Source organism: Streptomyces sp. TG1A-60 (assembly GCF_037201975.1).
In the GTDB taxonomy this organism is placed as follows: Bacteria; Actinomycetota; Actinomycetes; order Streptomycetales; family Streptomycetaceae; genus Streptomyces.
Map to the genome: position 1 here is coordinate 6,265,951 of NZ_CP147520.1, position 24,585 is coordinate 6,290,535.

The 24,585-nt window shown below is 70.2% G+C and carries 19 protein-coding genes, 1 tRNA gene and 3 pseudogenes; 12 read left to right on the forward strand and 11 right to left on the reverse strand.

Annotated elements, in window-relative coordinates; translation table 11 throughout:
* Positions 1-64: 64 nt before the first annotated feature.
* Together WBG99_RS27265 and WBG99_RS27270 are read right to left on the reverse strand one after the other, a co-directional pair.
* Positions 65-1,042 carry an acyl-CoA dehydrogenase family protein gene (locus WBG99_RS27265; protein ID WP_338898831.1) on the reverse strand — a complete coding sequence of 326 codons (978 nt, stop codon included), beginning with the start codon at positions 1,040-1,042 and terminating at the stop codon, positions 65-67.
* Complete coding sequence (locus WBG99_RS27270; RefSeq protein ID WP_338898832.1) at positions 1,042-2,181, reverse strand: acyl-CoA dehydrogenase family protein; 1,140 nt, start codon at positions 2,179-2,181, stop codon at positions 1,042-1,044. Before WBG99_RS27270 ends, WBG99_RS27265 begins: the two co-directional genes overlap by 1 nt.
* A 135-nt stretch (positions 2,182-2,316) precedes the next feature.
* On the opposite strand from WBG99_RS27270, the gene WBG99_RS27275 reads away from it, so the two are divergent.
* Genes WBG99_RS27275 through WBG99_RS27285 form a run of 3 tightly spaced genes read left to right on the forward strand, consistent with a single transcriptional unit; the run spans position 2,317 to position 4,925 of the window.
* Positions 2,317-3,105, forward strand: coding sequence for an SDR family oxidoreductase (locus WBG99_RS27275; RefSeq protein WP_338898833.1), 789 nt, complete (start codon positions 2,317-2,319; stop codon positions 3,103-3,105).
* Between the two features lie 13 nt (positions 3,106-3,118).
* Positions 3,119-3,742, forward strand: coding sequence for a TetR/AcrR family transcriptional regulator (locus WBG99_RS27280; RefSeq protein WP_338898834.1), 624 nt, complete (start codon positions 3,119-3,121; stop codon positions 3,740-3,742).
* 25 nt (positions 3,743-3,767) lie between these two features.
* Positions 3,768-4,925 (forward strand): acetyl-CoA C-acetyltransferase, encoded by a 1,158-nt coding sequence (locus tag WBG99_RS27285; RefSeq protein WP_338898835.1) that lies wholly within the window; start codon positions 3,768-3,770, stop codon positions 4,923-4,925.
* Between the two features lie 33 nt (positions 4,926-4,958).
* Here WBG99_RS27285 and WBG99_RS27290 read toward each other — a convergent pair whose 3' ends face one another.
* From WBG99_RS27290 to WBG99_RS27305, 4 genes are read right to left on the reverse strand one after another with little or no spacing between them, the layout of a single operon-like run.
* On the reverse strand, positions 4,959-6,011 hold the full coding sequence (locus WBG99_RS27290; RefSeq protein ID WP_338898836.1) for a nitronate monooxygenase: 1,053 nt from the start codon (positions 6,009-6,011) through the stop codon (positions 4,959-4,961).
* Between the two features lie 5 nt (positions 6,012-6,016).
* Positions 6,017-6,748, reverse strand: a complete 732-nt coding sequence (locus WBG99_RS27295) for a CoA-transferase (RefSeq protein ID WP_338898837.1) — start codon at positions 6,746-6,748, stop codon at positions 6,017-6,019.
* The gene (locus WBG99_RS27300) at positions 6,745-7,581 is read right to left on the reverse strand and encodes a CoA-transferase (RefSeq protein ID WP_338898838.1); all 837 of its coding nucleotides are present in this window, start codon (positions 7,579-7,581) and stop codon (positions 6,745-6,747) included. The genes WBG99_RS27295 and WBG99_RS27300 overlap by 4 nt, the downstream gene beginning before the upstream one ends.
* Entirely contained in the window at positions 7,582-8,379 is a 798-nt protein-coding gene (locus tag WBG99_RS27305) for an enoyl-CoA hydratase family protein (protein ID WP_338898839.1), read from the reverse strand.
* A gap of 66 nt (positions 8,380-8,445) precedes the next feature.
* Between WBG99_RS27305 and WBG99_RS27310 the strand changes: the two genes are divergently transcribed.
* Together WBG99_RS27310 and WBG99_RS27315 are read left to right on the forward strand one after the other, a co-directional pair.
* On the forward strand, positions 8,446-9,297 hold the full coding sequence (locus WBG99_RS27310; protein WP_338898840.1) for an SDR family oxidoreductase: 852 nt from the start codon (positions 8,446-8,448) through the stop codon (positions 9,295-9,297).
* Between the two features lie 28 nt (positions 9,298-9,325).
* Positions 9,326-10,243: an SDR family oxidoreductase gene (locus tag WBG99_RS27315; RefSeq protein WP_338898841.1), complete on the forward strand. Its 918-nt coding sequence runs from the start codon at positions 9,326-9,328 to the stop codon at positions 10,241-10,243.
* Between the two features lie 127 nt (positions 10,244-10,370).
* On the opposite strand, the gene WBG99_RS27320 is transcribed toward WBG99_RS27315, so the two are convergent.
* The gene (locus tag WBG99_RS27320) at positions 10,371-11,267 is read right to left on the reverse strand and encodes a hypothetical protein (RefSeq protein ID WP_338900509.1); all 897 of its coding nucleotides are present in this window, start codon (positions 11,265-11,267) and stop codon (positions 10,371-10,373) included.
* Positions 11,268-11,402: 135 nt separating this feature from the next.
* Between WBG99_RS27320 and WBG99_RS27325 the strand changes: the two genes are divergently transcribed.
* From WBG99_RS27325 to WBG99_RS27340, 4 genes and pseudogenes are all read left to right on the forward strand, one after another.
* Positions 11,403-11,801 carry a chorismate mutase gene (locus tag WBG99_RS27325; RefSeq protein ID WP_338898842.1) on the forward strand — a complete coding sequence of 133 codons (399 nt, stop codon included), beginning with the start codon at positions 11,403-11,405 and terminating at the stop codon, positions 11,799-11,801.
* 368 nt (positions 11,802-12,169) lie between these two features.
* Positions 12,170-14,760 (forward strand): annotated as a pseudogene (pepN, locus tag WBG99_RS27330) (aminopeptidase N).
* Positions 14,761-14,900: 140 nt separating this feature from the next.
* Positions 14,901-16,295 (forward strand): aminotransferase class V-fold PLP-dependent enzyme, encoded by a 1,395-nt coding sequence (locus tag WBG99_RS27335; RefSeq protein WP_338898843.1) that lies wholly within the window; start codon positions 14,901-14,903, stop codon positions 16,293-16,295.
* Positions 16,292-17,728 (forward strand): SidA/IucD/PvdA family monooxygenase, encoded by a 1,437-nt coding sequence (locus WBG99_RS27340; RefSeq protein WP_338898844.1) that lies wholly within the window; start codon positions 16,292-16,294, stop codon positions 17,726-17,728. The genes WBG99_RS27335 and WBG99_RS27340 overlap by 4 nt, the downstream gene beginning before the upstream one ends.
* Before the next feature lie 236 nt (positions 17,729-17,964).
* On the opposite strand, the gene WBG99_RS27345 is transcribed toward WBG99_RS27340, so the two are convergent.
* Entirely contained in the window at positions 17,965-18,228 is a 264-nt protein-coding gene (locus tag WBG99_RS27345; RefSeq protein WP_338898845.1) for a hypothetical protein, read from the reverse strand.
* Positions 18,229-18,317: 89 nt separating this feature from the next.
* Positions 18,318-20,125, reverse strand: a pseudogene (locus WBG99_RS27350) (5'-nucleotidase C-terminal domain-containing protein).
* A 211-nt stretch (positions 20,126-20,336) separates the two neighbouring features.
* Here WBG99_RS27350 and WBG99_RS27355 point away from each other — a divergent pair.
* The gene (locus tag WBG99_RS27355) at positions 20,337-21,044 is read left to right on the forward strand and encodes an SIMPL domain-containing protein (protein WP_338898846.1); all 708 of its coding nucleotides are present in this window, start codon (positions 20,337-20,339) and stop codon (positions 21,042-21,044) included.
* Between the two features lie 24 nt (positions 21,045-21,068).
* Here WBG99_RS27355 and WBG99_RS27360 read toward each other — a convergent pair.
* Positions 21,069-21,855: pseudogene (locus WBG99_RS27360) on the reverse strand (helix-turn-helix domain-containing protein); the annotation flags it as partial.
* Between the two features lie 106 nt (positions 21,856-21,961).
* Positions 21,962-22,036: transfer RNA gene (locus WBG99_RS27365), tRNA-Leu, on the reverse strand.
* A gap of 98 nt (positions 22,037-22,134) precedes the next feature.
* On the opposite strand from WBG99_RS27365, the gene WBG99_RS27370 reads away from it, so the two are divergent.
* On the forward strand, positions 22,135-22,788 hold the full coding sequence (locus tag WBG99_RS27370; RefSeq protein WP_338898847.1) for a response regulator: 654 nt from the start codon (positions 22,135-22,137) through the stop codon (positions 22,786-22,788).
* A gap of 461 nt (positions 22,789-23,249) precedes the next feature.
* Entirely contained in the window at positions 23,250-24,413 is a 1,164-nt protein-coding gene (locus WBG99_RS27375) for a branched-chain amino acid ABC transporter substrate-binding protein (RefSeq protein ID WP_338898848.1), read from the forward strand.
* Positions 24,414-24,585 lie beyond the last annotated feature (172 nt).

Here is a 24,585-nt window from a genome sequence, read left to right on the forward strand (position 1 = left end):
CGTCCCGTCCGCGCCGAGTCCGGGCCGGCGTCCCGACGCCGACGACCGAGGCGTAACAGCGGGCTCACCGGCGGCGACCACCGTCACCGAGGACCACGGTTCGGCACTCGGCCGGGCCGCCCCAGGCCGTGCGCAGCGCTCGGGCCTTGGTCAGCCACAGCGACAGGTCGTACTCCGCCGTGTAGCCGATCGCGCCGTGCAGCTGGAGGGCGGTGCGCGCGGTGGTGTACGCCGCCTCGCAGGCCGCCACCTTGGCGGCTGCCACGTCCGCCGGGTCCAGGGTGACGGCCGCACCGAGGACCAGGGGACGCGCGAACTCCAGGGCCACCTTCGCGTCGGCCAGCCGGTGCTTCACCGCCTGGAAGGAGCCTGTGGGTACGCCGAACTGGGTGCGCTGCCCGACGTACGCCACCGTCCGGTCCAGGAGGGCGAGGCCGACGCCGAGGGCCTGGGCGGCCACCGCGAGACGGGCCCGGGTGAGGGCTTGGGCGACGGCTGATGGGTTCGTGGCGAGGAGTTCGCCGCCGGGTGAGAGAGGGGTCAGGCGGCGGGCCGGGTCCAGGGAGGGGCGGATCGCGCCGTGGCCGGGGGAGAGGCGCAAGTCGCCCGTGTCCGGGTCGAGCGACAGGCGCATCGCCGCCGCGTCGCCGTCCAGCGCGTACGACCCCTCAGGCGCGAGGGTGGCCATCGCCTTCCCGGACACCAGGGCCGGAAGCATGCGCTCGGCCGGGCCCGGATCGTCGAGCGCGGCCAGGAGAACCGCCGCCGTCACCGTCTCCACCAGCGGGCCCGGCACCGCGTGCCGCCCCAACTCCACGAACGCGACGGCCAGTTCGACGGGCAGGGGGCCCACCCCGTCGTACGCCTCGGGCGCCGCCAGCGCGAAGACGCCGGCCTCGGCGACCCGGGACCACAGCGCACGCCCGGCCTCGTGCTCGCCCCGCCCCCAGGCCCGTACGACCGACGGCGTGTCGGCGGCCGTCAGCATGGCGTCCAGCGACGCGGCGAACGCCCGCTGCTCGGTGTCGAGGAGGAAACGCATCAGCGCCGGCCCTTCGGCAGGCCGAGGAGGCGTTCGGCGATGATGTCGCGCTGGATCTCGTTCGTACCGGCGTAGATCGGGCCCGCGAGGGAGAAGACGTACCCCTCGGACCAGTCGGTGTCCGCCGACTCGCCCTCCTCGCCGAGCAGTTCGAGTGCCGTTTCGTGCAGGGCGATGTCGTACTCGGACCAGAAGACCTTGTTCAGGCTGGACTCGGGGCCGAGTGCCTCGCCGTCGAGGAAGCGGGAGGCGCTCGCGTAGGTGAACAGCTCGTAGGCGCGGGCACCGATCAGCGCGTCGGCCACGCGGTCATGCTCGGCGGCGGGACGGCCCCGTGCCTGCCAGAGCTCGAACAGGCGGTTCGCACCGGCCAGGAAGCGGCCGGGGGAGCGGAGCATCAGACCGCGCTCGTTGCCGGCGGTCGACATCGCGATGTGCCAGCCCCGGCCGGGCTCGCCGATGACGTCCTCGTCCGGTACGAACACGTCGTCGAGGAAGAGCTCGGCGAAGGCCGGCTTGCCGTCCAGGCGGCCGATGGGGCGGACCGTCACGCCCGGTGCGCGCAGGTCGAACATCAGGTACGTCAGCCCCTGGTGGGGTTTCGGCGTGCCCGGCTCGCTGCGGAACAGGCCGAACGCCCGGTCCGCGAAGGCGGCGCGTGACGACCAGGTCTTCTGCCCGCTCAAGCGCCAGCCCCCGTCGGTGCGCACGGCCCGGGAGGTGAGGGAGGCGAGGTCGGACCCGGCCTCGGGCTCCGACCAGGCCTGGGCCCAGACCACCGCGCCGGAGGCCATCGGCGGCAGCACGCGGGCCCGTTGCCCGGCCGTGCCGTGGTCGAAGAGGGTGGGGGCGAGGAGGCTGATGCCGTTCTGGCCGACGCGCCCCGGGGCGCCGGCCGCGAAGTACTCCTCCTCGAAGATCAGCCAGCGCGGCAGCCCCGCGTCACGGCCGCCGTACGCCGTCGGCCAGTTCACCACCGACCAGTGGCCGGCGGACAGTTCGGCCTCCCAGGCGCGGTGGGCGGCGAAGCCCTCCTCGGTCTCCAGGGAAGGGAGCGGTTCGGGCGGGACATGGGCGCGCAGCCAGGCGCGCGCCTCGGCGCGGAAGGCCTCGTCGGCGGGGGAATGGGCGAGGTCCACGGGTCACCCTTCTTGCCTGACAGACGTCTGACCGGTCCAGCAAACGTTTGACTGCCCCCGGCGAACGTTTGGTGTCCTGCCTGCCAAACGCTCTCCGGCTTCCCTAACAAGTGTTTGGTAGGTTAACGTGCCGCCATGACCGACGTCGAGAGTCCGGCCTACGTCCCCGGCCACGGGCTGCTCCGCGGACGCACCGCCGTGATCACCGCGGCGGCCGGCGCGGGTATCGGCGGGGCGACCGCGCGGCGCTTTCTGGAGGAGGGCGCGCGCGTGCTCGTCAGCGACGCCCACGCCCGGCGGCTCAAGGAGTACGAGGCCGAGCTGGCCGGAGAGTTCGGGGCGGAGTCCGTCGGGGCCGTGCCGTGCGACGTGACCGACGAGGAGCAGGTGCGGACACTGTTCGACACGGGCGTCCGGCTGCACGGACGACTCGACGTCGTCGTCAACAACGCGGGCCTCGGCGGCACGTCGCACCTCGTCGACATGACCGACGAACAGTGGTCGAAGGTGCTGGACGTGACCCTGAACGGCACGTTCCGGTGCACCCGGGCCGCCCTGAGGCTGATGCGCGCGAGCGGTGGCGGCGTGATCGTCAACAACGCCTCCGTCGTCGGCTGGCGTGCCCAGGCCGGACAGGCGCACTACGCGGCGGCCAAAGCGGGCGTGATGGCGCTGACCAGGTGCGCCGCCGTCGAGGCGGCCCAGTACGGGGTGCGGGTCAACGCCGTCTCGCCGAGCCTCGCCATGCACCCCCACCTCGTGAAGGTCACCACCCCCGAGCTGCTGGAGGAGCTGACCGCGCGGGAAGCCCTCGGGCGGTACGCCGAACCCTGGGAGGTCGCCAACGTGATCGTGTTCCTGGCGTCCGGCTACTCCTCGTACATGACGGGCGAGGCCGTGTCCGTCAGCAACCAGCACCCCTAGGACAATGGACAGCGTGCCGACCAAGAAGAAGCCCCAGGTGACCACCGGGCCCGCCGCTCCCGCCCGCCGTCGGGAACTCCTCGACATCGCCGCCGCGGTCTTCGCCGAGCAGGGCTACAACGCCACGACCGTACGCAGGATCGCGGACAACTCGGGCATGCTCGCGGGCAGCCTCTACTACTACTTCGACTCCAAGGACGCGATGCTCGAGGAGATCCTGCGGACCTTCCTCGACGAACTCTGGGACCAGTACGACACGGTGCTCGGCGCCGGACTGGGCCCCGGGGAAACCTTCCAGGCTCTGGTCACCGAGTCGTTCCGGGCGATCGACCGGCACCGGGCCGCCGTCGCGATCTACCAGAACGAGGCGAAGCAACTGATCGCGCAGGAGCGCCGGTTCGCGTTCCTGGAGGTGTCGCAGCTGAAGTTCGAGAAGACCTGGCTGTCCACGCTGGAGCGCGGGGTCGCCGTGGGAGAGTTCCGGGCCGACCTCGACACGAGGGTCACCTACCGGTTCGTGCGCGACACCGTCTGGGTCGCCGCGTCCTGGTACAGGCCGAGCGGACGGTACAGCCCGGAACAGATCGCCCGGCAGTACCTGTCGATGGTGCTGGACGGGATCGCCGTACGCACCTGACCCATCGAAGCGCAGGGGAGTCGTCATGGCCGAGGCCTACATCGTCGAAGCGGTCCGTACACCCGTCGGGCGGCGCGGGGGAGGGCTCGGCGGGGTGCACCCCGCCGACCTGGGCGCCCACGCGCTCAAGGCGCTCGTCTCGCGCGCCGGTGTGGACCCGGCAGCCGTGGAGGACGTCGTCTTCGGCTGCCTGGACACCGTCGGACCGCAGGCCGGTGACATCGCCCGGACCAGCTGGCTGGCCGCCGGGCTGCCCGAGGAGGTGCCCGGCACGACCGTCGACCGCCAGTGCGGCTCCTCCCAGCAGGCCGTTCACTTCGCCGCCCAGGCCGTGCTCTCCGGCACCCAGGACCTGGTGGTCGCGGGCGGCGTCCAGAACATGACGATGATCCCCATCGCCTTCGCCTCCCGCCAGGCCGCCGTTCCCCTCGGGCTCACCGACGGGCCGTTCGCGGGCAGCGAGGGCTGGCGGGCACGGTACGGGGACCGGCCCGTGAACCAGTTCGCCGGCGCCGAGATGATCGCCGCGAAGTGGGGCATCAGCCGCCGCGACCAGGAGGAGTACGCGCTGCGGTCCCATCAGCGGGCCGTACGGGCCGTCGACGAGGGCCGCTTCGCGCGCGAGACCGTGCCCTACGGGGACGTCACCGCCGACGAAGGGCCGCGCCGGGACACCTCCCTGGAGAAGATGGCCGCCCTGAAGCCGGTCATCGACGGCGGCACCGTCACCGCCGCCTGCTCCTCCCAGGTCTCCGACGGCGCCGCCGCGCTGCTCCTCGCCTCCGAACGGGCCGTACGGGAACACGGGCTCACCCCGCGCGCCCGCGTCCACCACCTCTCCGTACGCGGCGAGGACCCCATCCGCATGCTCACCGCCCCCATACCGGCGACCGCGTACGCCCTGAAGAAGACCGGCCTCCCCCTCGACGCCATCGACCTCGTCGAGATCAACGAGGCCTTCGCGCCCGTCGTGCTGGCGTGGCTGAAGGAGACGGGAGCCGACCCGGAGAGGGTCAACGTCAACGGCGGCGCGATCGCCCTCGGACACCCCCTGGGCGCGACGGGCGCCAAGCTCATGACGACCCTCCTGCACGAACTGGAGCGCACGGGCGGCCGGTTCGGGCTCCAGACGATGTGCGAGGGGGGCGGGCAGGCCAACGTGACGATCATCGAGCGGCTGTGACGGTCACCGGGGCGGCCCGGGCGGCTGTGACGGTCACCGGGCGGCTGCGAGGCGCTCCCGCACCTCCTCCGCCTCCTTCATGATCCGCTCCACCAGCTCCGCGCACGACGGCAGGTCGTCGATCACCCCGGCGACCTGCCCGGACGCCATCACCCCCAGGTCCGTACGGCCGTCCACCATGGCGGACCTGAGCAGCACGGGCGTGTTGGCGGCGAGCAGGACCTGGCTCCAGGTGAGGTCCTTGCCGTGCCGCAGCGCGAGGCCGTCGCGGACCATGCGGCGCCAGGTGAGGCCGGAGAGCCGCCGGAAGCCGGCCGCGTGGCGTACGGCGCGCAGCAGGGCGCGCGTACGGCCGGACGCCTCCAGGGCGTTCACGAACTCCGTGCGGAGCATGCGGTGCGGCAGCCCGTCCACGGCGGTCGTGACGGTGACGTCCCTGACCGTCGCCGCCAGATAGCGGGCCTTCACCGCGTCGGGCACGGTCGAGTCCGAGGTGAGCAGGAAGCGTGTGCCCATGGCCACCCCGGCCGCCCCGAAGGCCAGCGCGGCGAGAAGTCCGCGCCCGTCGTGGAAACCGCCGGCGGCCACGACGGGAATGCCGACGGCGTCCACGACCTGCGGCAGCAGGACGGTCGTCGCCACCTCGCCCGTGTGCCCGCCGCCCTCGCAGCCCTGCACGACGACCGCGTCCACACCCCACGCGGCCACCTTCTCGGCGTGCCGCCGGGCGCCGACGGACGGGATCACGACGACGCCCGCGTCCTTGAGCTCGGCGATCAGCTCCCTGGACGGCGCGAGCGCGAAGGACGCCACCCGGACACCCTCCTCGACGATGATCCGCACCCGTTCCCGCGCGTCCCCCGCGTCCGCCCGCAGGTTCACCCCGAAGGGCAGGCCGCCGGTGCGGGCCTTCACCTCCCGTACGGCCTCCCGGAGCCTCGCGGGCGTCATCGTCGCGGAGGCCAGGATGCCGAGCGCGCCCGCGTTCGCCGTGGCGGAGACCAGCCGGGGGCCGGCGACCCAGCCCATGCCGGTCTGGACGATCGGATGGCGGACGCCGACGAGCCGGGTGAGGGCCGTGTCCATCCCCGCTACCCCCTGACCTCGCGTGCACGGGTGTTCTCCGGGTCGATCACCTCGCGGATCAGCCTCAGCTCGGCCTCGGTGGGCTCCCGGGTGTACGGCACCTCGTCCGGGACGGCGAGGCCGAAACCGGTCGCCTCCCCGACCTGCTCGACCGTGACACCCGGATGCAGTGAGGCCAGCCGCATCGAGCGGTCGGGAGTGGCGAAGTCGAAGACGCCGAGGTCGGACACGACGCGGGCGATGCGGTGGAAGCGGGCGGCGGCCGGATGCTCGGCCACGCGGTCGTAGCCCACCCCGCACACCATGTCGACCTTCTCGACGAAGACCCGCCGCGAGTGCTTCGGCACCCAGTAACTCGTGGCGTGGTTCACGGTGTTGACGGGGGCGCCGCGCACACCGAGCAGCTGGCGGCGGGGTCGCTCCCAGTCGCCGACGCAGGAGATGTTCTGGTTGCCGTGGCGGTCGAGCTGGCTCGCGCCCATCATCACGTGCCGCCGGCCGCCCGTGACGAGCGCGAGGTGCCTGCGGTAGGGCAGCCAGCCCTCCGGCGTGCCGTCGAGACCCACGAGCATGGCCTCGCCGTCGGTCAGCAACAGGTCCGGCGAGAAGGTCCACCTGGCGAGCCGCGCCCCAAGCGACGGGATCAGACCCATGGGACTGGCGAGGATCTCCCCCGCCCCCCGCCAGGCCTCGGCACAGGCGATCACGCAGTACTCGGTGCGGGTGACTCCGCTCATGACCCCTCCCTGACCGCCGACTGGTACGCCCCCTCGTCGCCGCTGAGATACCGCGCCGCGAACTGGGGCCAGGGAGTCGTCGCGTACCTCTTCTGGAAGGCCTCGTCCCGGCCGTAGTCGGGTGCGCAGGAGGTGAAGTGCGCGCCGTTCGGGGCCTCGATCACGCCCGTCACCACATGGCGGCCGACCAGCAGCGTCTGGGGCGGGGCGTCCTTCGTCAGCTCGGCCGTGTCCACGAGCCGTTCGCAGGAGACGTACGCTGTGTCGGCCGCCTCGCAGAAGAGGTCGTCGAAGTACGGGTCCGGGCCGAGGTACTGGCCGTTGCCGAGCCGGTCGGCCCGGTTGACGTGCACGAACGCGGCGTCCAGGCGCAGCGCGGGCATGGCGGCGAAGGTCTCTCCGTCGTCGTACGGCGATGTCACGGTCCGCAGAGCGGGGTTGACCCGCATCACGTCCGAGCCGATCCCCGCCCGTACCGGCAGGAAGGGCAGCCGGTTGGCGGCGGCACGCAACCCCCACATGAACATCGCCTCGTCGACCTCCATCAGCTCGAAGGCACCCCGCTCGCGTGCGGCGCGGAAGTGCGGTTCGAGGGGGACGGAGTCGAGGGTGACGAAGGCGGCGACCAGTTTCCGGATGCGTCCGGCGGCGGCGAGCATGCCGATGTCCGGGCCGCCGTACGCAACGACCGTGAGATCGGTGATCTCCGACCGGAGCAGCGCTCTCACCAGTGCCATGGGTTTGCGGCGCGAGCCCCAGCCGCCGATGCCGAGGGTCATCCCGCTCGCCAGCCGCGAGACGGCCTCGTCGGCGGTCATCGTCTTGTCGCTCACCTAGGTCCCCTCATCCCCGGCCTCCCCGCCGTCCTTCCCCGCTGCCCGTCCCCGGTCGTCCCCGGCCCTCCCGAAGGTGCCGCGGATCTCGTCGGCCACCCCGCTGAGGTTCGCCTCGAAGGTGAAGCCCTGCTCGAATCGGTAGCTGCGGCGGACGTCGACGGGGTCGACACCGTTGATCGCGGCCTTGGCCAGCCGGAGCAGCCGACCGTCCTTCGCGGCGATCTCGCGCGCCAACTCCAGCGCTGCGGCGGGCAGTTCGGCGCGCGGTACGACCCGCCACACCGAACCGTGCGCCCGCAGCTCGGCCGCGCTCGCCGTACGGGAGGTGTAGTACAGCGCGCGCATCAGATGCTGCGGCACCAGCCGGGCCAGATGGGTCGCCGCACCCAGCGCGCCCCGGTCCAGCTCGGGCAGCCCGAAGGTCGCGTCCTCGCTCGCCACGATCGCGTCCGCGTTGCCCACCAGGCCGATCCCGCCGCCCAGACAGAACCCCTGCACGGCGGCAACCACCGGCACCGCGCACTCGTACACGGCCGCGAAGGCCTCCGCGCAGCCGTGGTTGGCGCCGATCAGCGCGCGCTGTCCCGCCGCCTGGATCTCCTTGATGTCCACCCCGGCGTTGAACCCGCGCCCCTCGGCCGCCAGCACCACACACCGCACCTCGGGATCGCGGCCCGCGCCGCGCACGGCGTCGGCCAGCTCGAACCACCCGCGCACCGGCAGCGCGTTCACCGGCGGGAAGTCGACCGTGACAGCGGAAATCCCCTTTTCCGGGGACGAGGTGGAGACACCCATCAGAGCATCAGCTACCTTCCACCTAACGTTTGTTAGGTATGTCTCTTGGGTGGAAGGTAGCAGCGGATGCGGCTCAACGGGAAGCTCGCCGTCGTCACCGGCGGCACACGCGGCGTCGGCGCCGGCATCGCGCGGGCCTTCACCGAAGCCGGCGCCGAGGTCGTGACCTGCGCCCGCCGCCCGCCCGAAGGGCCCCTCAAAGGCGCCGAGTTCATGCCACTGGACGTACGGGACGCCGGCGCCGTACACCGCTTCTTCGCCGAGCTGCCCCGCGTGGACGTCCTCGTGAACAACGCCGGCGGCACCCCGTGTCGCCCGCTCGCCGAGACCGACGCCCACCACCACGCCCGCGTCATCGAACTCAACCTCACCGCCCCGCTGACCGTCTCCCTCGCCGCCCACGACCACCTCCGGCGGGCCCGGGGCACGATCGTGATGATCGGCAGTGTGAGCGGCAGCCGCCCGTCGCCCGGCTCGGCGGCGTACGGCGCGGCCAAGGCGGGCCTGGAACACCTGGCGCGCTCGATGGCCGTGGAGTGGGCCCCCGAGATACGCGTCAACACCCTCGTCCTCGGCATGGTCCGCACGGAACTCGCCCACCTCCACTACGGCGACGAGCACGGCATCGCCGCCGTCGCCCGCACGGTCCCGCTGGGCCGCCTCGCCGCCCCCGCCGACATCGGCGACGCCGCGGTCTTCCTCGCCTCCGACGCGGCGGCGTACATCACCGGAGCCTCCCTCCTCGTCCACGGCGGCGGAGAACGCCCCGCCTTCCTCGACGCGGCGACGGTCAACGACGAGCAGCCGACGGCCGGCAAGGAGCAGGCGACACCCGGCAAAGAGCAGTCGCCGACCGACAACGAGCATGCGATGCCCGGCAGGGAGCAGGCGACGGCCGACCTGAACCAAAAGGGCTGACATGGACAAAGAGAAAAGGGAGACCGTGATGAGCGGTACCGACCGGCTCTGCGAAGGACGCGTCGTGATCGTGACCGGCGCCGGCCGTGGCCTCGGCCGCGCACACGCGCTCGCCCACGCCGCCGAGGGCGCCCGCGTGGTCGTCAACGACCTCGGCGTCGGCCTCGACGGCACCCCGCACCCCGACAGCCCGGCCGCCCAAGTCGCCGACGAGATCCGCGCAGGCGGCGGGCAAGCGATCGCCCACGACGGGGACATCGCCACGACCGACGGCGCCGCCTCCCTCGTCCGCACCGCCCTGGACACGTACGGCCGACTCGACACCCTCGTCAACAACGCCGGCTTCCTCCGCGACCGCATGCTCGTCAACCTCGACGAGGACGACTGGGACGCCGTCCTCCGCGTCCACCTCAAGGGCCACTTCCTCCCCCTGAAACACGCCGCCGCGCACTGGCGCGCCGAGACCAAGGCCGGCCGCACACCCACGGCGAGGATCGTCAACACCAGCAGCGGCGCCGGCCTGCTGGGCTCACTCGGCCAGGGCAACTACAGCGCCGCCAAGGCCGGCATCGTCGGCCTCACCCTCGTCGCCGCCGCCGAACTGGCCCGCTACGGCGTCCAGGTCAACGCCATCGCCCCCGCGGCGCGCACCAGAATGACCGAAGGTGTCCTCGCCGAAGCCATGGCCGCGCCCGACGCCGGCTTCGACGCGATGGCCCCGCAGAACGTCTCCCCCCTGGTCGTCTGGCTCGGCTCCACCGCGAGCACCGGCGTCACCGGCCGCGTCTTCGAGACAGAGGGCGGGCGCATCACCGTCATGGAGGGCTGGCACCCGGGCCCGAGCGCGGACAAGGGGGCACGCTGGAGCCCGGAGGAAGCGGGGGCGACCGTACGGAAGCTGCTCGCGGAGGCGCGGACACCCGGACCGGTGTACGGGTCCGGGTGAACAGGCGGCCAAAGCTCTTTCAGGGGCGCGGGCAACCGCGCGACCAACCACGACGAACCCGCACCCGCCGAACGCACCGCGCCCCCACCCCCTCACGCGCCCAACAGCCCACCCGCGCCCGAGAGACCTACGTGTCACACTCCAGAACCGTCCGGCACAACCCGCACCGCGCCCGGACCCGCCCCCGAACCGGCACCCTGATCCGCTGATGACACGTCGGACAAGGAAACGACACCCGCAGCGGCCCCCGCCCCTCGGACGTGAACACATACGCCACCCCCGACGCCGGCGAGGCCGACCGCAGGTCCTGCGCATGGCGCCGATCCCGCGCGTACCGCCGCCGCCCGGCCCACCCCGCCGAGGTCATCGGCGGCTGCTGCTCGTCCCGGCGAGCCCGCGCACGGCCCTGCGCGTACGCGGAATACGCCTGGGCACTGGTGAACCAGACCGAAGGGTCCTCCCCGAACAACCGCGCCCGCTTGGCCAGCACGTACCCGAACTCCTCCGGCGTCAGATACCCCAGCTTCTGCGACGACGCGGCGTCCTCCCGGTACGCGTCCAACAGCAGCCATCCCGCCCCCAGATACGTCGCCGCCGTGTCCGTGAGGATCTCGTTCTCGCGGGTGCCGGGAAAGGACAACCCGAGGCGGTGCAGACAGACATGCATGACCTCGTGGGCGAGGGCGGCCCCGATGTCTCTGCGATGTGTGCGGAAGCGGTCGTTGAGCTCGACGAAGTACTCGGGCCCGGCCGCCAGCTCGACATGCGCCGCGTGGGTCATCTCCCGGAACCCGACGATCAACCGGGCGTCCGGCAGCCGATAGTGCCGCACCAGCTCACGAGCCACCCGCTGAGCACCCAGATGGAGATCGTCCGTGTCGCAGAACGCCACGTCGACCGGGGCCACACTGGTGGCGAAGGTCTGGATCGTGTCGTACGACAGCCGTTTGTACAGCGCGGTGATCGACGCCCGCACGGTGTCCAGGTGCGGGAAGCCGTGCTCGACAGGTCCGCCGTTCGCCACGTCCGTACCCCCAAAGACGCCTCGATACGTCCACTCTAAGGCGGTGCGCACGGATCCTCGCCGACAGCCGCACCGGGCACCGCGCGCAGGCGGGCGGGGCGGGCGACGCACCGTCGGCGCCGTAGGGTGACAACCATGACCACCAGCAACACCGACGAGGCGAACACCACCACGAACGCGCCGGACGCCGAGGTCGACGCGCGGGTACGGGCGGAACTCACACGCCTGCGGGACAGCATCGACAACATCGACGCCGCCGTCGTCCACATGCTCGCCGAACGCTTCAAGTGCACCCAGCGGGTCGGCCACCTCAAGGCCGCACACCGCCTCCCCGCCGCCGACCCCGGCCGCGAGGCACAACAGATCGACCGGCTGCGCGGGCTCGCCGAAAGCGCCAAGCTGGACCCGGCGTTCGCGGAGAAGCTGCTCAACTTCATCATCGCCGAGGTCATCCGGCACCACGAACGCATCGCGGACGGCGCACTGGACGGCACGACCGGCACGACCGCCACAGCACCCGACGCAGGGGAGTGACATCGAGTCCTCCAGAGGCATCCCGCGCGAGCACTCCTAGCCAGGAAACGGCTACCCACAGCGAGAAACCGGGGGTCCGGGCGACCGATCGCGCACCACCCCACCACGAGCCGACGGTCCCCGACGTCCGCATGTCCGCCGCCTACCGCCTCCGCGTCGCCGACCTCGTCACGAAACCCGCCGCCCCATGGCCCCCGCCCAACGGGCTACAGGCGACGGAACACCAGGACAGCGGCCGTGTCCCCGCGCGGCCCGCGGGCGCGAAGAACCGGGCACAGGCCGCACACGGCCGGGCAAACGGCGCGCACGACCGGACATAGGTCGCGTACCAGGCCCGCCCCTGTCCCGTGCCCAGGGCATCAGGCAGCATGTCCCTCATGTCCGTACTGACGCGCGACGAAGCGCATGCCCGTGCCCGGATCCTCGACGTCCACCGCTACGAGATCGCCCTCGACCTCACGCGCGGCGACGAGACCTTCCACTCCCGTACCGTCATCCACTTCACCGTGCGGGGAAGAAGAAGGCCGCGGACACCTTCGTCGAGCTCAAGCCCGCACAACTGCGCTCCGTCACCCTCGACGGCAAGCCCCTCGACCCCGAGACCCTCGACGGCAACCGCCTCCCCCTCAAGGGCCTCACCCCGGGCGAGCACGAACTGCGCGTCGACGCCGCCATGCGCTACTCCCGCACCGGCGAGGGCATGCACCGCTTCACCGACCCCACCGACGGCGAGACCTACGTCTACACCCAACTCTTCATGGACGACGTCCAGCGCGTCTTCGCCGCCTTCGACCAGCCCGACCTCAAAGCCGTCTTCGGCCTCACCGTCACCGCCCCCGAAGGGTGGACCGTCCTCGCCAACGGCATCACCGCCCAGCAGAGCGACGGCAGTTGGCGCGCCGCCACCACCCCGCTCATCTCCACCTACCTCGTCGCCGTCGCCGCCGGCCCCTGGCACTCGGTACGCACCGAACACCGCGGCCTGCCCTTCGGCCTCCACTGCCGCCGCTCCCTCGCCCCCCACCTGGACAACGACGCCGACGAGATCCTCGACATCACCCGCGCCTGCTTCGACCGCTACCACGAGAAGTTCGAGGAGCCGTACCCCTTCGACTCCTACGACCAGGCCTTCGTCCCCGAGTTCAACGCCGGCGCCATGGAGAACCCCGGCCTCGTCACCTTCCGCGACGAGTTCGTCTACCGCTCCGCCGTCACCGACACCGAGCGGCAGACCCGCGCCATGGTCATCGCCCACGAGATGGCCCACATGTGGTTCGGCGACCTCGTCACCCTCACCTGGTGGGACGACATCTGGCTGAACGAGTCCTTCGCCGAGTACATGGGCTACCAGACCCTCACCGAAGCCACCCGCTTCACCGACACGTGGGTCGACTTCGGCATCGCCCGCAAGGCCTGGGGATACGACGCCGACCAGCGCCCCTCCACCCACCCCGTCGCCCCCGAGGCCGTCGACGACACCGCCGCCGCCCTCCTCAACTTCGACGGCATCTCCTACGCCAAGGGCGCCTCCGCCCTGCGCCAACTGGTCGCCTGGCTCGGCGAGAAGGACTTCCTCACCGGCATCAACGCCCACTTCGCCCGCCACCGCTTCGGCAACGCCACCCTCGCCGACTTCATCGACAACCTCGCCGGCGCCACCGAACGCGACGTCCACGCCTGGGCCGACGCATGGCTGCGCACCACCGGCGCCGACACCCTCATCCCCGAACTCCGCGCCGACAACGGAAACTGGCACCTCGACATCCGCCACCAGGGCAGCCCCGGCGTCCGGTCCGCACCCGACCCGGCCCGTGACCGCGACGGCCTCACCCACCTCTCCACCCTCCAGACGCCCGGCGCCCGACGCCCGCACCGCATCAGCGTCGGCGTCTACGACCACGACCTGAACGACCCCGGCCGACTGACCCTGCGCACCCGCGTCGAAGCCGACCTCCCCGCCGACGAGGACATCGGCATCAGCGCCACCGGCCCCCGCCCCGCACTCGTCCTCCTCAACGACGGCGACATCACCTACGCCAAGATCCGCCTCGACGCCACCTCCCAGGAAACCGCCCTCAGCCGCCTCTCCGGAGTCCCCGACCCCCTCAGCCGCGCAGTCCTGTGGAACACCCTGCGCGACATGGTCCGCGACGGCCAACTGCAGCCCGCCGCCTACCTGGAGGCCGCCCGAACCCACCTCCCCCACGAGAGCGACCTCGCCGTCGTCCAGGGCGTCCTCGCCTTCGCCACCACCCAGGTCGCCGACCGCTACCTCGCCCCCGACCAGCGGCCCGCCGGCCTGTCCACCCTCACCTCCCTGTGCCGCGACCTCATCCGCCGCACCGAGGACGGCGACAACCCCGGCCTGCGCCTCACCGCCGTACGCCACTTCATCGACGTCGCCGCCCACCCCGACACCATCGCCGCCTGGCTCGCCGACGGCACGGCCCCCGGCGGCCCCGAACTCGACCCCGACCTGCGCTGGCGCGTCCTCGCCCGGCTCGCCGTCCTCGGCGCGGTGGACGCCGCCGCGATCGCCGAGGAACTGGAGCGCGACCCGAGCGCCACCGGCCAGGAGGGCGCCGCCCGCTGCCAGGCATCCCTGCCCGAACCGGAGGCCAAGAACGCCGCCTGGGAGGCGATGTTCGCCACGGACCAGCTCTCCAACTACCTCTTCACCGCCACCGCCCAGGGGTTCTGGCAGCCAGAACAGGCCGACACCCTCCAGGAGTACGTCGAGCGCTACTGGGCCGACGCGGTGGCCCTGGCCACTCGCCGAGGGCCCGCCATGGCGGACGCAGCCGGGCGGTGGGCCTTCCCGGTGTACGCCGTGGACGCGGAGACCGTCGGACTGGGGGAACGGTGCCTCCGGGACGACAAGCCGATTCCGGCACTCCGACGCAAACTGGTCGACCAACTGGACGACCTGCAAAGGGCGTTGCGCGTGCGCCGGGCGTAGAAGCGCCACGGGGCGCGCCGGTGGGGGCGCCGCCGCGAGCGGTGCCCCCCGTACCCTCTTTTGGTGGTACTTGACGGCCTTTCCGGGCTCGGCACCCGATCGGCGTACAAGATGGGATTCCCCGTGCCCCGGAGGATCCCATGACCGCCCCGCCCCTCGCCTCAGGACCCCAAGGCCCCGGCGCCCTAAGGCCGTTGCTCGACACCGTGCTCGTCGCACTCCGGGAGGGCGCCGACGCACGGAACGGCCCCCTCCCCGCCGGGGGCCCGGAAGCGGTCACGGCGCGGATGCGGGACGCGCTCGGGGAAGCACTCCCCACCGAAGGCGAACCGGACGCGCTCCACCGACTGATCCGGGCCCTCGCGGCAGACACCGCCGACCCCGCCCACCCCCTGTGCGCGGCCCACCTGCACACCCCGCCCCTGGCCGTGGCCGCCGCCGCGGACCTGGCCGCCTCCGTACTGAACCCCTCCCTCGACTCCTGGGACCAGGCCCCGTCCGCCTCCGCACTCGAAGCCCTGGTCACCCGGGCCCTGGCCCAGGAAGTGCGTGCCGCCGACGCCCTGGTCACCACCGGCGGCACCGAATCCAACCACCTCGCCCTCCTCCTGGCCCGGGAGACACACAGCGCGACACACCGCGCGGTACAGCTCGTCTGCGGAGCCAACGCCCACCACTCCCTCCTCCGCGCCGCCTGGCTCCTCGGCCTGCCCGAACCCGTCACGATCCCCACCCCGGCCGGCACCCTGGACCCCGCCGCCCTCGACGACGCCCTCACCCACCTCCACGGACCCCTCCTGGTCGCGGCCACCGCCGGTACGACCGACGCCGGACTCATCGACCCGCTGCCCGAGATCGCCGACCGCTGCGAGGCCCACGGCGCCCGCCTCCACATCGACGCCGCCTACGGCGGCGGCCTCCTCCTCAGCGACCGGCGCCGAGACCGACTGGACGGCCTCACCCGCGCCCACACCGTCACCCTCGACCTGCACAAACTCGGCTGGCAACCGGCCGCCGCCGGCCTCCTCGCCGTACGCGACACCGCGGACCTCGCCGCACTGCACCACCAGGCCGACTACCTCAACGCGAGCGACGACACCGAAGCCGGCCTGCCCGACCTGCTCGGCCGGTCACTACGGACCACCCGCCGCCCCGACATCCTCAAAATCGCCGTCACCCTCAAGACCCTTGGCCGCACAAGACTCGGCGACCTCGTCGACCACGTCTGCGACCTCGCCCAGGAGTTCGCCGCACTCATCGAGGCACACCCCCGCTTCGAGCTCTACGACCGGCCCACCCTCAGCACGGTCCTCTTCCGCCCCGCCGGGGCCTCCGACGACACCGTGGCAGCCGCACGCCGCCACCTGCTGCACGACGGCCGGGCCGTCATAGGTCGCGCCCTCCTCGACGGCCGCCTGTGGCTCAAAGCCACCCTCCTCAATCCCCACACCCGGCCCGCCCACCTCGCCGCCCTGCTCGACCTCGCAGACCTGCTCGACCCCGCAGACCCCGCAGAAGGACACACCCCCACATGAGCACGCCCCCACCACACGAAGACCACGCACCCGAAGCCCCCCGCGACCTCGTCGGCATCGGCATCGGACCCGCCAACCTCTCCCTCGCCGCCCTCGCCCACCCCCTCGCCGAACTCGACGCCGTCTTCTACGAACAGCGCCCCACCTTCGACTGGCACCCCGGGCTGCTCATCGAGGGCGCCACCATCCAAGTGCCCTTCCTCGCCGACCTGGTGACCCTCGCCGACCCGATGAGCCCCTGGTCCTTTCTGAACCACCTCAAAACCCGCGACCGGCTCTACCCCTTCTACTTCGCCGAGCGGTTCCACATCCAGCGCGCCGAGTACGACACCTACTGCCGATGGGTCGCCGAGAACCTGCCCGGACTCCACTTCGCCCACCAGGTCGACTCCGTGCGCTGGAACCCCGAACGCGACCTGTTCGAGGTCGACTTCACCCAGCTCGACGACAACGGAGAAACCGCGGCGCCCGGCCGCACCCACACCCGGAACATCGTGCTCGGCGTCGGCACCGAACCCCATGTGCCCGAACCCCTCAAGCCGCTCGTCGAGGCACCCGGCGTGCCCGTCATCCACGCCGCGGACTACCTCGGCGAGCGCGACCGCCTGCTCGCCGCCGACCACGTCACGGTGATCGGCGCGGGACAGTCCGGCGCCGAGGTCTTCCTCGACCTGCTGCGCCACCGGCCCGCCGGACGCGAGGGACTGCACTGGCTCGGCCGTACGGAGGCGTTCGCCCCCATGGAGTACTCCAAACTGGGCCTGGAACACTTCACACCCGACTACACCCGCTACTTCCACGCCCTGGCCGAACCGACCCGGGACCGGCTCGTGGCCGCCCAGTGGCAGCTCCACAAGGGCATCGGCACCGACACGATCACCGCCATCCACGACGAGCTGTACCGCCGCACCCTCGACGGCGGCTGGCCCGACGCCGTCCTCACCCCCGGCGTCAACGTCCGCACAGCCGGCCGCCTCGCCACCACCAGGGTCGAGCTGCACCTCGAACACATCGAACAGGGCACCCGCTCCCGCCTCACCACCGACGCCGTCGTCCTCGCCACCGGCTACCACGAGCGCCCCCTGGACCGCGTCCTCGCCGGCCTCGACCCGTACATGCGGCGCGACAGCCGCGAGCGGCCCCGCGTCGACGAGAACTTCCGCATGATCCTCGACCCGTCCGTCACCGCCTCCGGCTGCCACGTCTACGTCCAGAACGCCGAACTGCACACCCACGGCGTCGGCGCCCCCGACCTCGGCCTCGCCGCCTGGCGCAGCGCCACCATCCTCAACACCCTCACCGGCAAGGAGCCCTACCCGCTCCCCAGCCGCACGGCCTTCACCACCTTCGGCCTCGAACGCCGGCCGCGGATCCCGCACGCCCGGCAGGAGAAAGCCCTCACCCCCCTGACCCCGCTCACCGACACAAGGTAATCGAAAAGTAGAGAAGTGGGGCAAGAGGGATGACGGCCGCAGAAAACCTGCCTACCTTTCGGCCGTGACCAGCACCCCCGCAGGCAAGGCCTGGATCGACGCACACCACTCCGCCGTCATCGACCCCCGCGAAACCCTCGAACTCTTCGAGGTCCGAGGCTTCACCGACCAGACCGTAGCCAGACCCTGCGCACCGCCGGCAGCGGCGAACCACTCCGCGTCCACCTCGGCAACCGCTACGGCCACACCCCCCTCCACATCGGCGGCACCACCTCGCCCGCCGCACCGAAGGCAGCGCCACCGACACCACCCTCCTCCTCGCCGGCGCCGAGACCGCCACCGTCCCGCCCGGCGAGGAGATCACCACCGACCCCGTCGAAGGCACCGTCACCGCCGGCGAGGAACCGACCCACGCCGTCATCGACATCGCCGCCGCCGTCACCGACCCGGAACAGCCCACCCGGATCCGCGACGACCACAACAGCGGCGACGGCCTCCACGTCAACGACGCCGGCGCGAAAACCATCGCCGACGCCGTCGACCTCAGCCCGCTGACCCTGTGACAGACCAGAAACCGCCCGGGAAACCCCTAGAAGACCGGCGTACCGTCCCGCGTCAGCTTCCAGTCCACCGACGCGAACTCAGCCGGATCGATCGACCCCTTCGCCTTCACCCACGCGATCATCGTGTTACGGATCTCGTCCGAGTTCGACCACAGCAGCTGGGCCGCGGCCACATGCGGGAAGTTACCGCCGCCGTTGGCCCGGTAGTTGTTCACCGCGAACACGAACTTCTGATCATCCGCCAACGGCGCACCCTCGAACCGGACATTCACGACACGCGACCCCGCCGGCCTGGCGATGTCGATCTCGTACGACAGACCGCTCACCGCGTCATAGTTGTAGTCCGGCGTACCGTCCGCATTCGTCAGCTCCGCCGGATCGACCACCGCGTCCGGCGCCGTCCGCACGAAATAGTTCGCCGAGAACTCCAGGTACGCCTTCATCTGCGCACCCGTCATCAGACGCGCCTCCAGCGTGTTCTCGAAGACATACAGACCCGCCACATCCCGGATCGTCACATCACCCGCCGGAATCCTCGCACTCCGCGAGAACGCCGCCGCCTGCGACAGCACCGGCAGCGACGCGTACTCCGTCGCGGCCAACGCCTGCCGCACCGTGTCGGCCTGAATGTGGTTGATCAGATCAATGATCGCCACATCCTTGTACGGCGCCTCCACCGACGTCATCTCCGCGGCGTTCGTACCGATCACCTGGTTGACATACGCCACGACCTTCTCGTGCTCGTCACCCAGCAGCCTGACGATCCCCGGGTCCTCCTCCACCGTGTTGGAGTTCAGGACCTGAGCACCCACCTTCTCGACCTTCCAACAACCCCTGCTCCACACCAACTCGAAGTCGAACAGCGTCAGCCGCTGCCCCCACTTCAACGGTTCCGAGAGCAGGACCCGCTGACCGGTCTTCTTGTTCGTGACGAAGTACTCCGCGATCTCCGTGTGCGCGTGCCCCACGAGAATCGCGTCGATCCCCGGCACCTGCTCGGCCACCAGCCCCGCCGCGTTCTCGACATACGGCAGCTGGTCACCGTACGACGACGTACCCGACGACCCACTGTGCGCCGACACGATGACGACATCCGCCCCCATCGACCGCAGCCTCGGCACCCACTTCGCCGCCTGCTCCTCCAGCCCCGGGAACGTCATCTTCCCCTGCACGTTCGCCTTGTCCCAGATCGCGATACCCGGATTCGTCAGCCCCAGCACCGCCACCTTCACATCACGCCCGTGCGGCGTACGCAGCCGGTGCATGCTGTACGGCGGAAACGCCGGCCGAAGCGTCTTCGCGTCCAGCGCGTTCGCCCCCAACAGCGGGAAACGACACTGCTCCTGGAACTTCCGCAGCACCGGAATGCCGTAGTTGAACTCGTGGTTGCCCAGCGCCGCCGCGTCATAGTCGATCGCGTTCATCGCCTGCGCCATCGGATGCACCGGACCACCCTTGGCGGTGATCGGGTCGACCTTCGCGTAGTAGTACGACAACTGCGTGCCCTGGATCGTGTCACCGGCGTCGATCAGCAGCGTGTTACGACGCCCCTTCTCCTCCCGGATCCGGTTCACCAGCGTGGAGATCTTCGCCAGACCGACGTCGTTGTGCGCCTTGTCGTCGAACTCCCGGTCCGTGAAGTAGTCCCAGTTGAAGACATTGCCATGCAGGTCCGTCGTCCCCATGACCGTGAACGCGTACCGCTTCGGGGCCTTCTTCCCCCACCCCTCACTGTGGCCGCCCGCGCACTCGGAGCCATCGCCGAACCGGCGACGGCAACACCCGCACCGGTCACAGCGGACTTCTTCAAGAACTTCCGGCGATTCAAGGGCATATCGGGACACTCCTCGGGCGAACGAACGATCTCAACGCGCGTAGACAGCGTCGGCACCAACGCCAGTGCCCACACCAAGACACGCGCGCGCTGACGTGACAACGCGCGTAGATTCTGACCCGCCCCCTCCCCACCGCAACAGACCCCCCAGGTTGCGATCTGGTGACCAGCCACCCCCTCCACCACCCCACAGGTGACAGAGTGGGACGTTATGACCACCAACCCCGAGGAACCCCAGCCCACCGCCCCGCCCTACGGCACCCCCGACGCACCCCGCATCGCCGTCCGCGGCGAAGCACACCTCGAAGTCGACCCCGAAATAGCCCGCATCACCGCCACCGTCCTCGCCCGCGGCAAAGACCGACGCGCCGCCCTCGACGACCTCACCCGCCGCAACACCACCGTCCTCGACCTCATCAAAACCTACGGCGAAGCAGTCGAACGACTGGAGACAGGCGCCTTCTCCATCACCCCCGAACTGAAGGAGAAAGGCAGAGGCGAACGCATCCACGCCTACCACGGCCGAGTCCACATCACCGCGGACCTCACCGACTTCACCGCCCTCGGCGAACTCACCACACGCCTCGCCGACCTCGACCTCACCCGCGTCGACGGCCCCTGGTGGTCCCTCCGCCCCGGCTCACCCGCCCACAAACAAGCCCGACAAAAAGCCGTCAAGGAAGCCGTACAACGCGCGAGGGAATACGCCGAAGCCCTCGACACCACCCTCGCCGCGCTCGTGGAACTCGCCGACATCGGCGCCGAGAACACCCAACCCCACCCCGCCGCCGGCAGCCGCATGCGCTCCCTGTCCGCCGCAACCGAGGACACCACCCCACCCCTCGACCTCGAACCCCAACGCCAACGCCTCTACGCCCAGGTCAACGCCCGCTTCACCATGCTGCCACCACACCTGTGACCCGCCCGGCCGTGGGAGGGGTCGGTGTTTGGGGCCTACGTAGGCGTCCATGAGGGCGACGGAGGCCTTCTTGGCGACGGAGATGTCGTACGGGTCGCCGTTGCGGGGTGCAGTGCGTCCACTCGACACCGAGCTTGTCCAGGGTGGCGGTGTAGAGCTGTCGGATGTCGTCGGAGACGTTGGTGCAGAAGTAGCGCGGGTACTCGTAGCGCTTGCGTACACCGCCGACGAGGCGGGTGGTCCAGTTGGTGAGGCGACATCCGTCGGAGTGGATGAGGCCCCGGACGAACTCCCACGGGTGGGCATCGACGATGTCCTGCTGCCAGGGTTCGAGCACGATCCGGCGCTCGTGCTTCTTGCCGGGGCCGTGCTGGGGGAAGAGGCATCGCATGTGCGTGGAGTACAGCTTCACCTCTCGGCAGCCTTTCCGCCGAACCCTGCACACGGAGTTCCCCGGGAGTGCCGTCCGCATGGCTCTTTCGCACAGGTCCATCAGCCCGGGATGTGCCTCGGTGCACGAGATGGACAAGCTGGGCGATCGCATGGCGCGGTTCTGGACGATGTGGCCGTCGCCCAGTTGGAGCCCGAGCAGGTAGCTGTACGCCGACTCGTCAAGCGCTCGTCCGTCGCACCGCGGGCAAAGAGTCCTGTGCCGCCCGGGGTGCTCACCACGCTTCGCCCGGTCGAGATGCTTCCAGTAACCGATCGTTCCTAGCGGCACGTTGAGCTTGCGTGCCACGCTCGCGTTCGTTGCGCCGCCGCGTAGCAGTGTAAGGGCCCTCTGTCGAACTTCAGTGCCATGGAAGTTCATGCAGTCACTTTGCGTTATCTACCTTGACGGCATGCAGCAATAAGCGGATGTTCACGGGAACGTGGACATCCGCTTGAGGGTGGTGACCTTGGACTTGAAGGAAAAGTGCCCTGGGTGGGACTCGAACCCACACTGTATGGTGTTTGAGACCATTGTCTGCTGCCAATTGGACTACCAGGGCCTAGGAATCGAAGGCTCACTCCGACTCCGTGCTCACTACTTTACCGCAGCTAGGTACTCTCTTGTCAGCAGTACCCCTGCCTGGAACAAGGAGCCCACGTGACCGCCCCCGAGTCGCCCCAGCCCCTCGACGCACCCCGCGACGACAAGTCGCACGTGCCTCCGCTGACGACCCGTGTCGTCATCGCCGAGGACGAGGCGTTGATCCGCCTCGACCTGAAGGAGATGCTCGAAGAGGAGGGCTACTCCGTCGTGGGCGAGGCCGGTGACGGTGAGCAGGCCATCGAGCTGGCCCGGGAGCACCGGCCGGATCTGGTGATCCTGGATGTGAAGATGCCGAAGATGGACGGTATCTCGGCGGCGGAGAAGATCGCCGAGGAGGGTATCGCCCCGGTGTTGATGTTGACGGCCTTCTCGCAGCGGGATCTGGTCGAGCGGGCTCGGGATGCGGGTGCGATGGCGTATCTGGTGAAGCCGTTCAGTAAGAGTGATGTGGTTCCGGCGATCGAGATGGCGGTGTCTCGTTTCACGGAGTTGAAGGAGTTGGAGAAGGAGGTCGCCGACCTCACTCTGCGTCTGGAGACTCGGAAGCTGGTGGACCGGGCGAAGTCGATTCTGCAGACGGAGTACGGGTTGACGGAGCCGGCGGCGTTCCGGTGGATTCAGAAGACGTCGATGGACCGTCGGATGTCGATGCAGCAGGTGGCTGAGGCGGTCATTCAGGATGCCGACGAGAAGAAGGCGCAGAAGTAGCGCGGCGGTTGGGTGGAGCCCTCGGTCCGGTCCTGCTTGGGCAGGGTGATGGCGGCTGGGGGTTTCGTGTTGTTGGCGCGGGTGTGGGTCGTGGGGGGGAGGGGGCGATCGGTGCTGTGCGGGTGGTGGTGAGGGTCGTTCCGGGGGCCTCGCGGTGGCTGGGATCGTGTTGGTTTCGTGCCTGCCTGTGGCTGTGTGGGGCGCGTCTGCGCACGTCAGGTGGCTCTTGTGTGGCTCTTGTGCGGTGTGCTGCCGGTGGCTGAGATGTTCGCTTGTCGGTCTGTGGTGTCCTGTTTCCGGCGTATGGCTGAGGTCACAGGGCGATCACACATCCGTCCGTGACCTATCCGTTCGGTTGGGCGTCCGAATACATTCCGGGCACACCGCACGTGTGGGTGGTGTCGGAGCAGGGGATGACGTTTCTTCTGCCGGGAGGATCGTTCGCGCCAGGGAGTCCTTACGTGCTGAACAAGACCATCGTCAGGCTGGCCATTCCGGTGGCCGTGGGAGCGTTGGCGCTGACCGGTTGTGGCGGTGGCGGCTCGGGTAGTGGTGACGGCGCTCTGAAGATAGCCTTCCAGGGCCCGCTTTCGGGTGACAATGTCGCACTGGGCGAGAACATGCAGAACGGTGTTCAGCTGGCCATTGAGCAGGCCAATGCGGGTGGTGACCTCGACTTCGAGCTCGAGTACGTCGCGGCGGACGACCAGGGTCTGCCGGACAAGGCGCCGGCTGCCGCGCAGAAGCTGATCGACGACGAGAGTGTCGTCGCGGTTGTCGGTCCTGCTTTCTCGGGTGCGACCATCTCGTCTTCGCCGCTGTATGCGGAGTCGGGGCTGGTGACGGTGTCGCCGTCGGCGACGAACCCGACCATCACGGAAGCGGCGAACGGATTCACCAGTTTCCTGCGTGGTGTGCCCAACGACAACATGCAGGGTAAGGCCATGGCCGACTTCTTCGTGAAGGAGATCGAGGCCAAGAAGGTCTACCTGATCGACGACAAGACCGACTATGGAGTGGGGCTGGCCGGGGTTGCCGAGGAGAACCTCAGGGCCGCGGGCGTCGAGGTCGTGAAGAAGAGCGTTCCGGCGAAGACGCCGGACTACAGCGCCACGGCCAAGGACGTCGTGAACTCCAAGGCCGATGCGCTGATCTACGCGGGTTACTACCAGGACCTGTCACCGTTCGCGAAGAAGCTGAAGGAGGCGGGCTACAAGGGCGCCGGTATCTCGGGTGACGGCTCCAACGACGCCAAGTTCGTCGAGCTCGCCGGTGACTCCTCCGAGAACTGGTACCTGACCTGCCCCTGCACGGACTCGACCGTGGAGGAGGGGACGAAGAAGTTCGCGGAGGACTACGAGAAGAAGTTCAACCGCGCTCCGGGTACGTACTCGGCTGAGGCGTACGACATCACCAACATGGTGATCGAGGAGATCAAGAAGACGGGTGCCGACGTCGAGCGTGAGGCGCTTCGTGATGCTCTCGCCAAGGCCTCGTACAAGGGTCTGACCAAGACCTTCTCGTTCGGTGAGAACGGCGAGTTCAAGGGTGAGGACGTCTTCATCTATCAGGTGAAGAGCGGCAAGATCGACTACCAGGGCAACGTCAAGGACCTGGTCGGCTGAGGCCGGGGCGCTAGCGGCTGACGCCAGCGACGTGGGGCCGGGAGGCAGTGGTCACCTCCCGGCCCCACGTCTGCGAGGGGCGCGGTCGCCGTCTGGTCCGAAATGTTCCACTGCGGGTCGCTCTCGCCCACGAGCGCAGCGGCTTGCCCGGTTCCCACGAGGAAGTCTGCTC

Coding starts and splice junctions, on each gene's coding strand:
- WBG99_RS27265 (WP_338898831.1), bottom strand. CDS start 1,042: ATGCGTTTCCTCCTCGACACCGAGCAGCGGGCGTTCGCCGCGTCGCTG.
- WBG99_RS27275 (WP_338898833.1), top strand. CDS start 2,317: ATGACCGACGTCGAGAGTCCGGCCTACGTCCCCGGCCACGGGCTGCTC.
- WBG99_RS27285 (WP_338898835.1), top strand. CDS start 3,768: ATGGCCGAGGCCTACATCGTCGAAGCGGTCCGTACACCCGTCGGGCGG.
- WBG99_RS27290 (WP_338898836.1), bottom strand. CDS start 6,011: ATGGACACGGCCCTCACCCGGCTCGTCGGCGTCCGCCATCCGATCGTC.
- WBG99_RS27295 (WP_338898837.1), bottom strand. CDS start 6,748: ATGAGCGGAGTCACCCGCACCGAGTACTGCGTGATCGCCTGTGCCGAG.
- WBG99_RS27305 (WP_338898839.1), bottom strand. CDS start 8,379: ATGGGTGTCTCCACCTCGTCCCCGGAAAAGGGGATTTCCGCTGTCACG.
- WBG99_RS27310 (WP_338898840.1), top strand. CDS start 8,446: ATGCGGCTCAACGGGAAGCTCGCCGTCGTCACCGGCGGCACACGCGGC.
- WBG99_RS27315 (WP_338898841.1), top strand. CDS start 9,326: ATGAGCGGTACCGACCGGCTCTGCGAAGGACGCGTCGTGATCGTGACC.
- WBG99_RS27325 (WP_338898842.1), top strand. CDS start 11,403: ATGACCACCAGCAACACCGACGAGGCGAACACCACCACGAACGCGCCG.
- WBG99_RS27335 (WP_338898843.1), top strand. CDS start 14,901: ATGACCGCCCCGCCCCTCGCCTCAGGACCCCAAGGCCCCGGCGCCCTA.
- WBG99_RS27340 (WP_338898844.1), top strand. CDS start 16,292: ATGAGCACGCCCCCACCACACGAAGACCACGCACCCGAAGCCCCCCGC.
- WBG99_RS27355 (WP_338898846.1), top strand. CDS start 20,337: ATGACCACCAACCCCGAGGAACCCCAGCCCACCGCCCCGCCCTACGGC.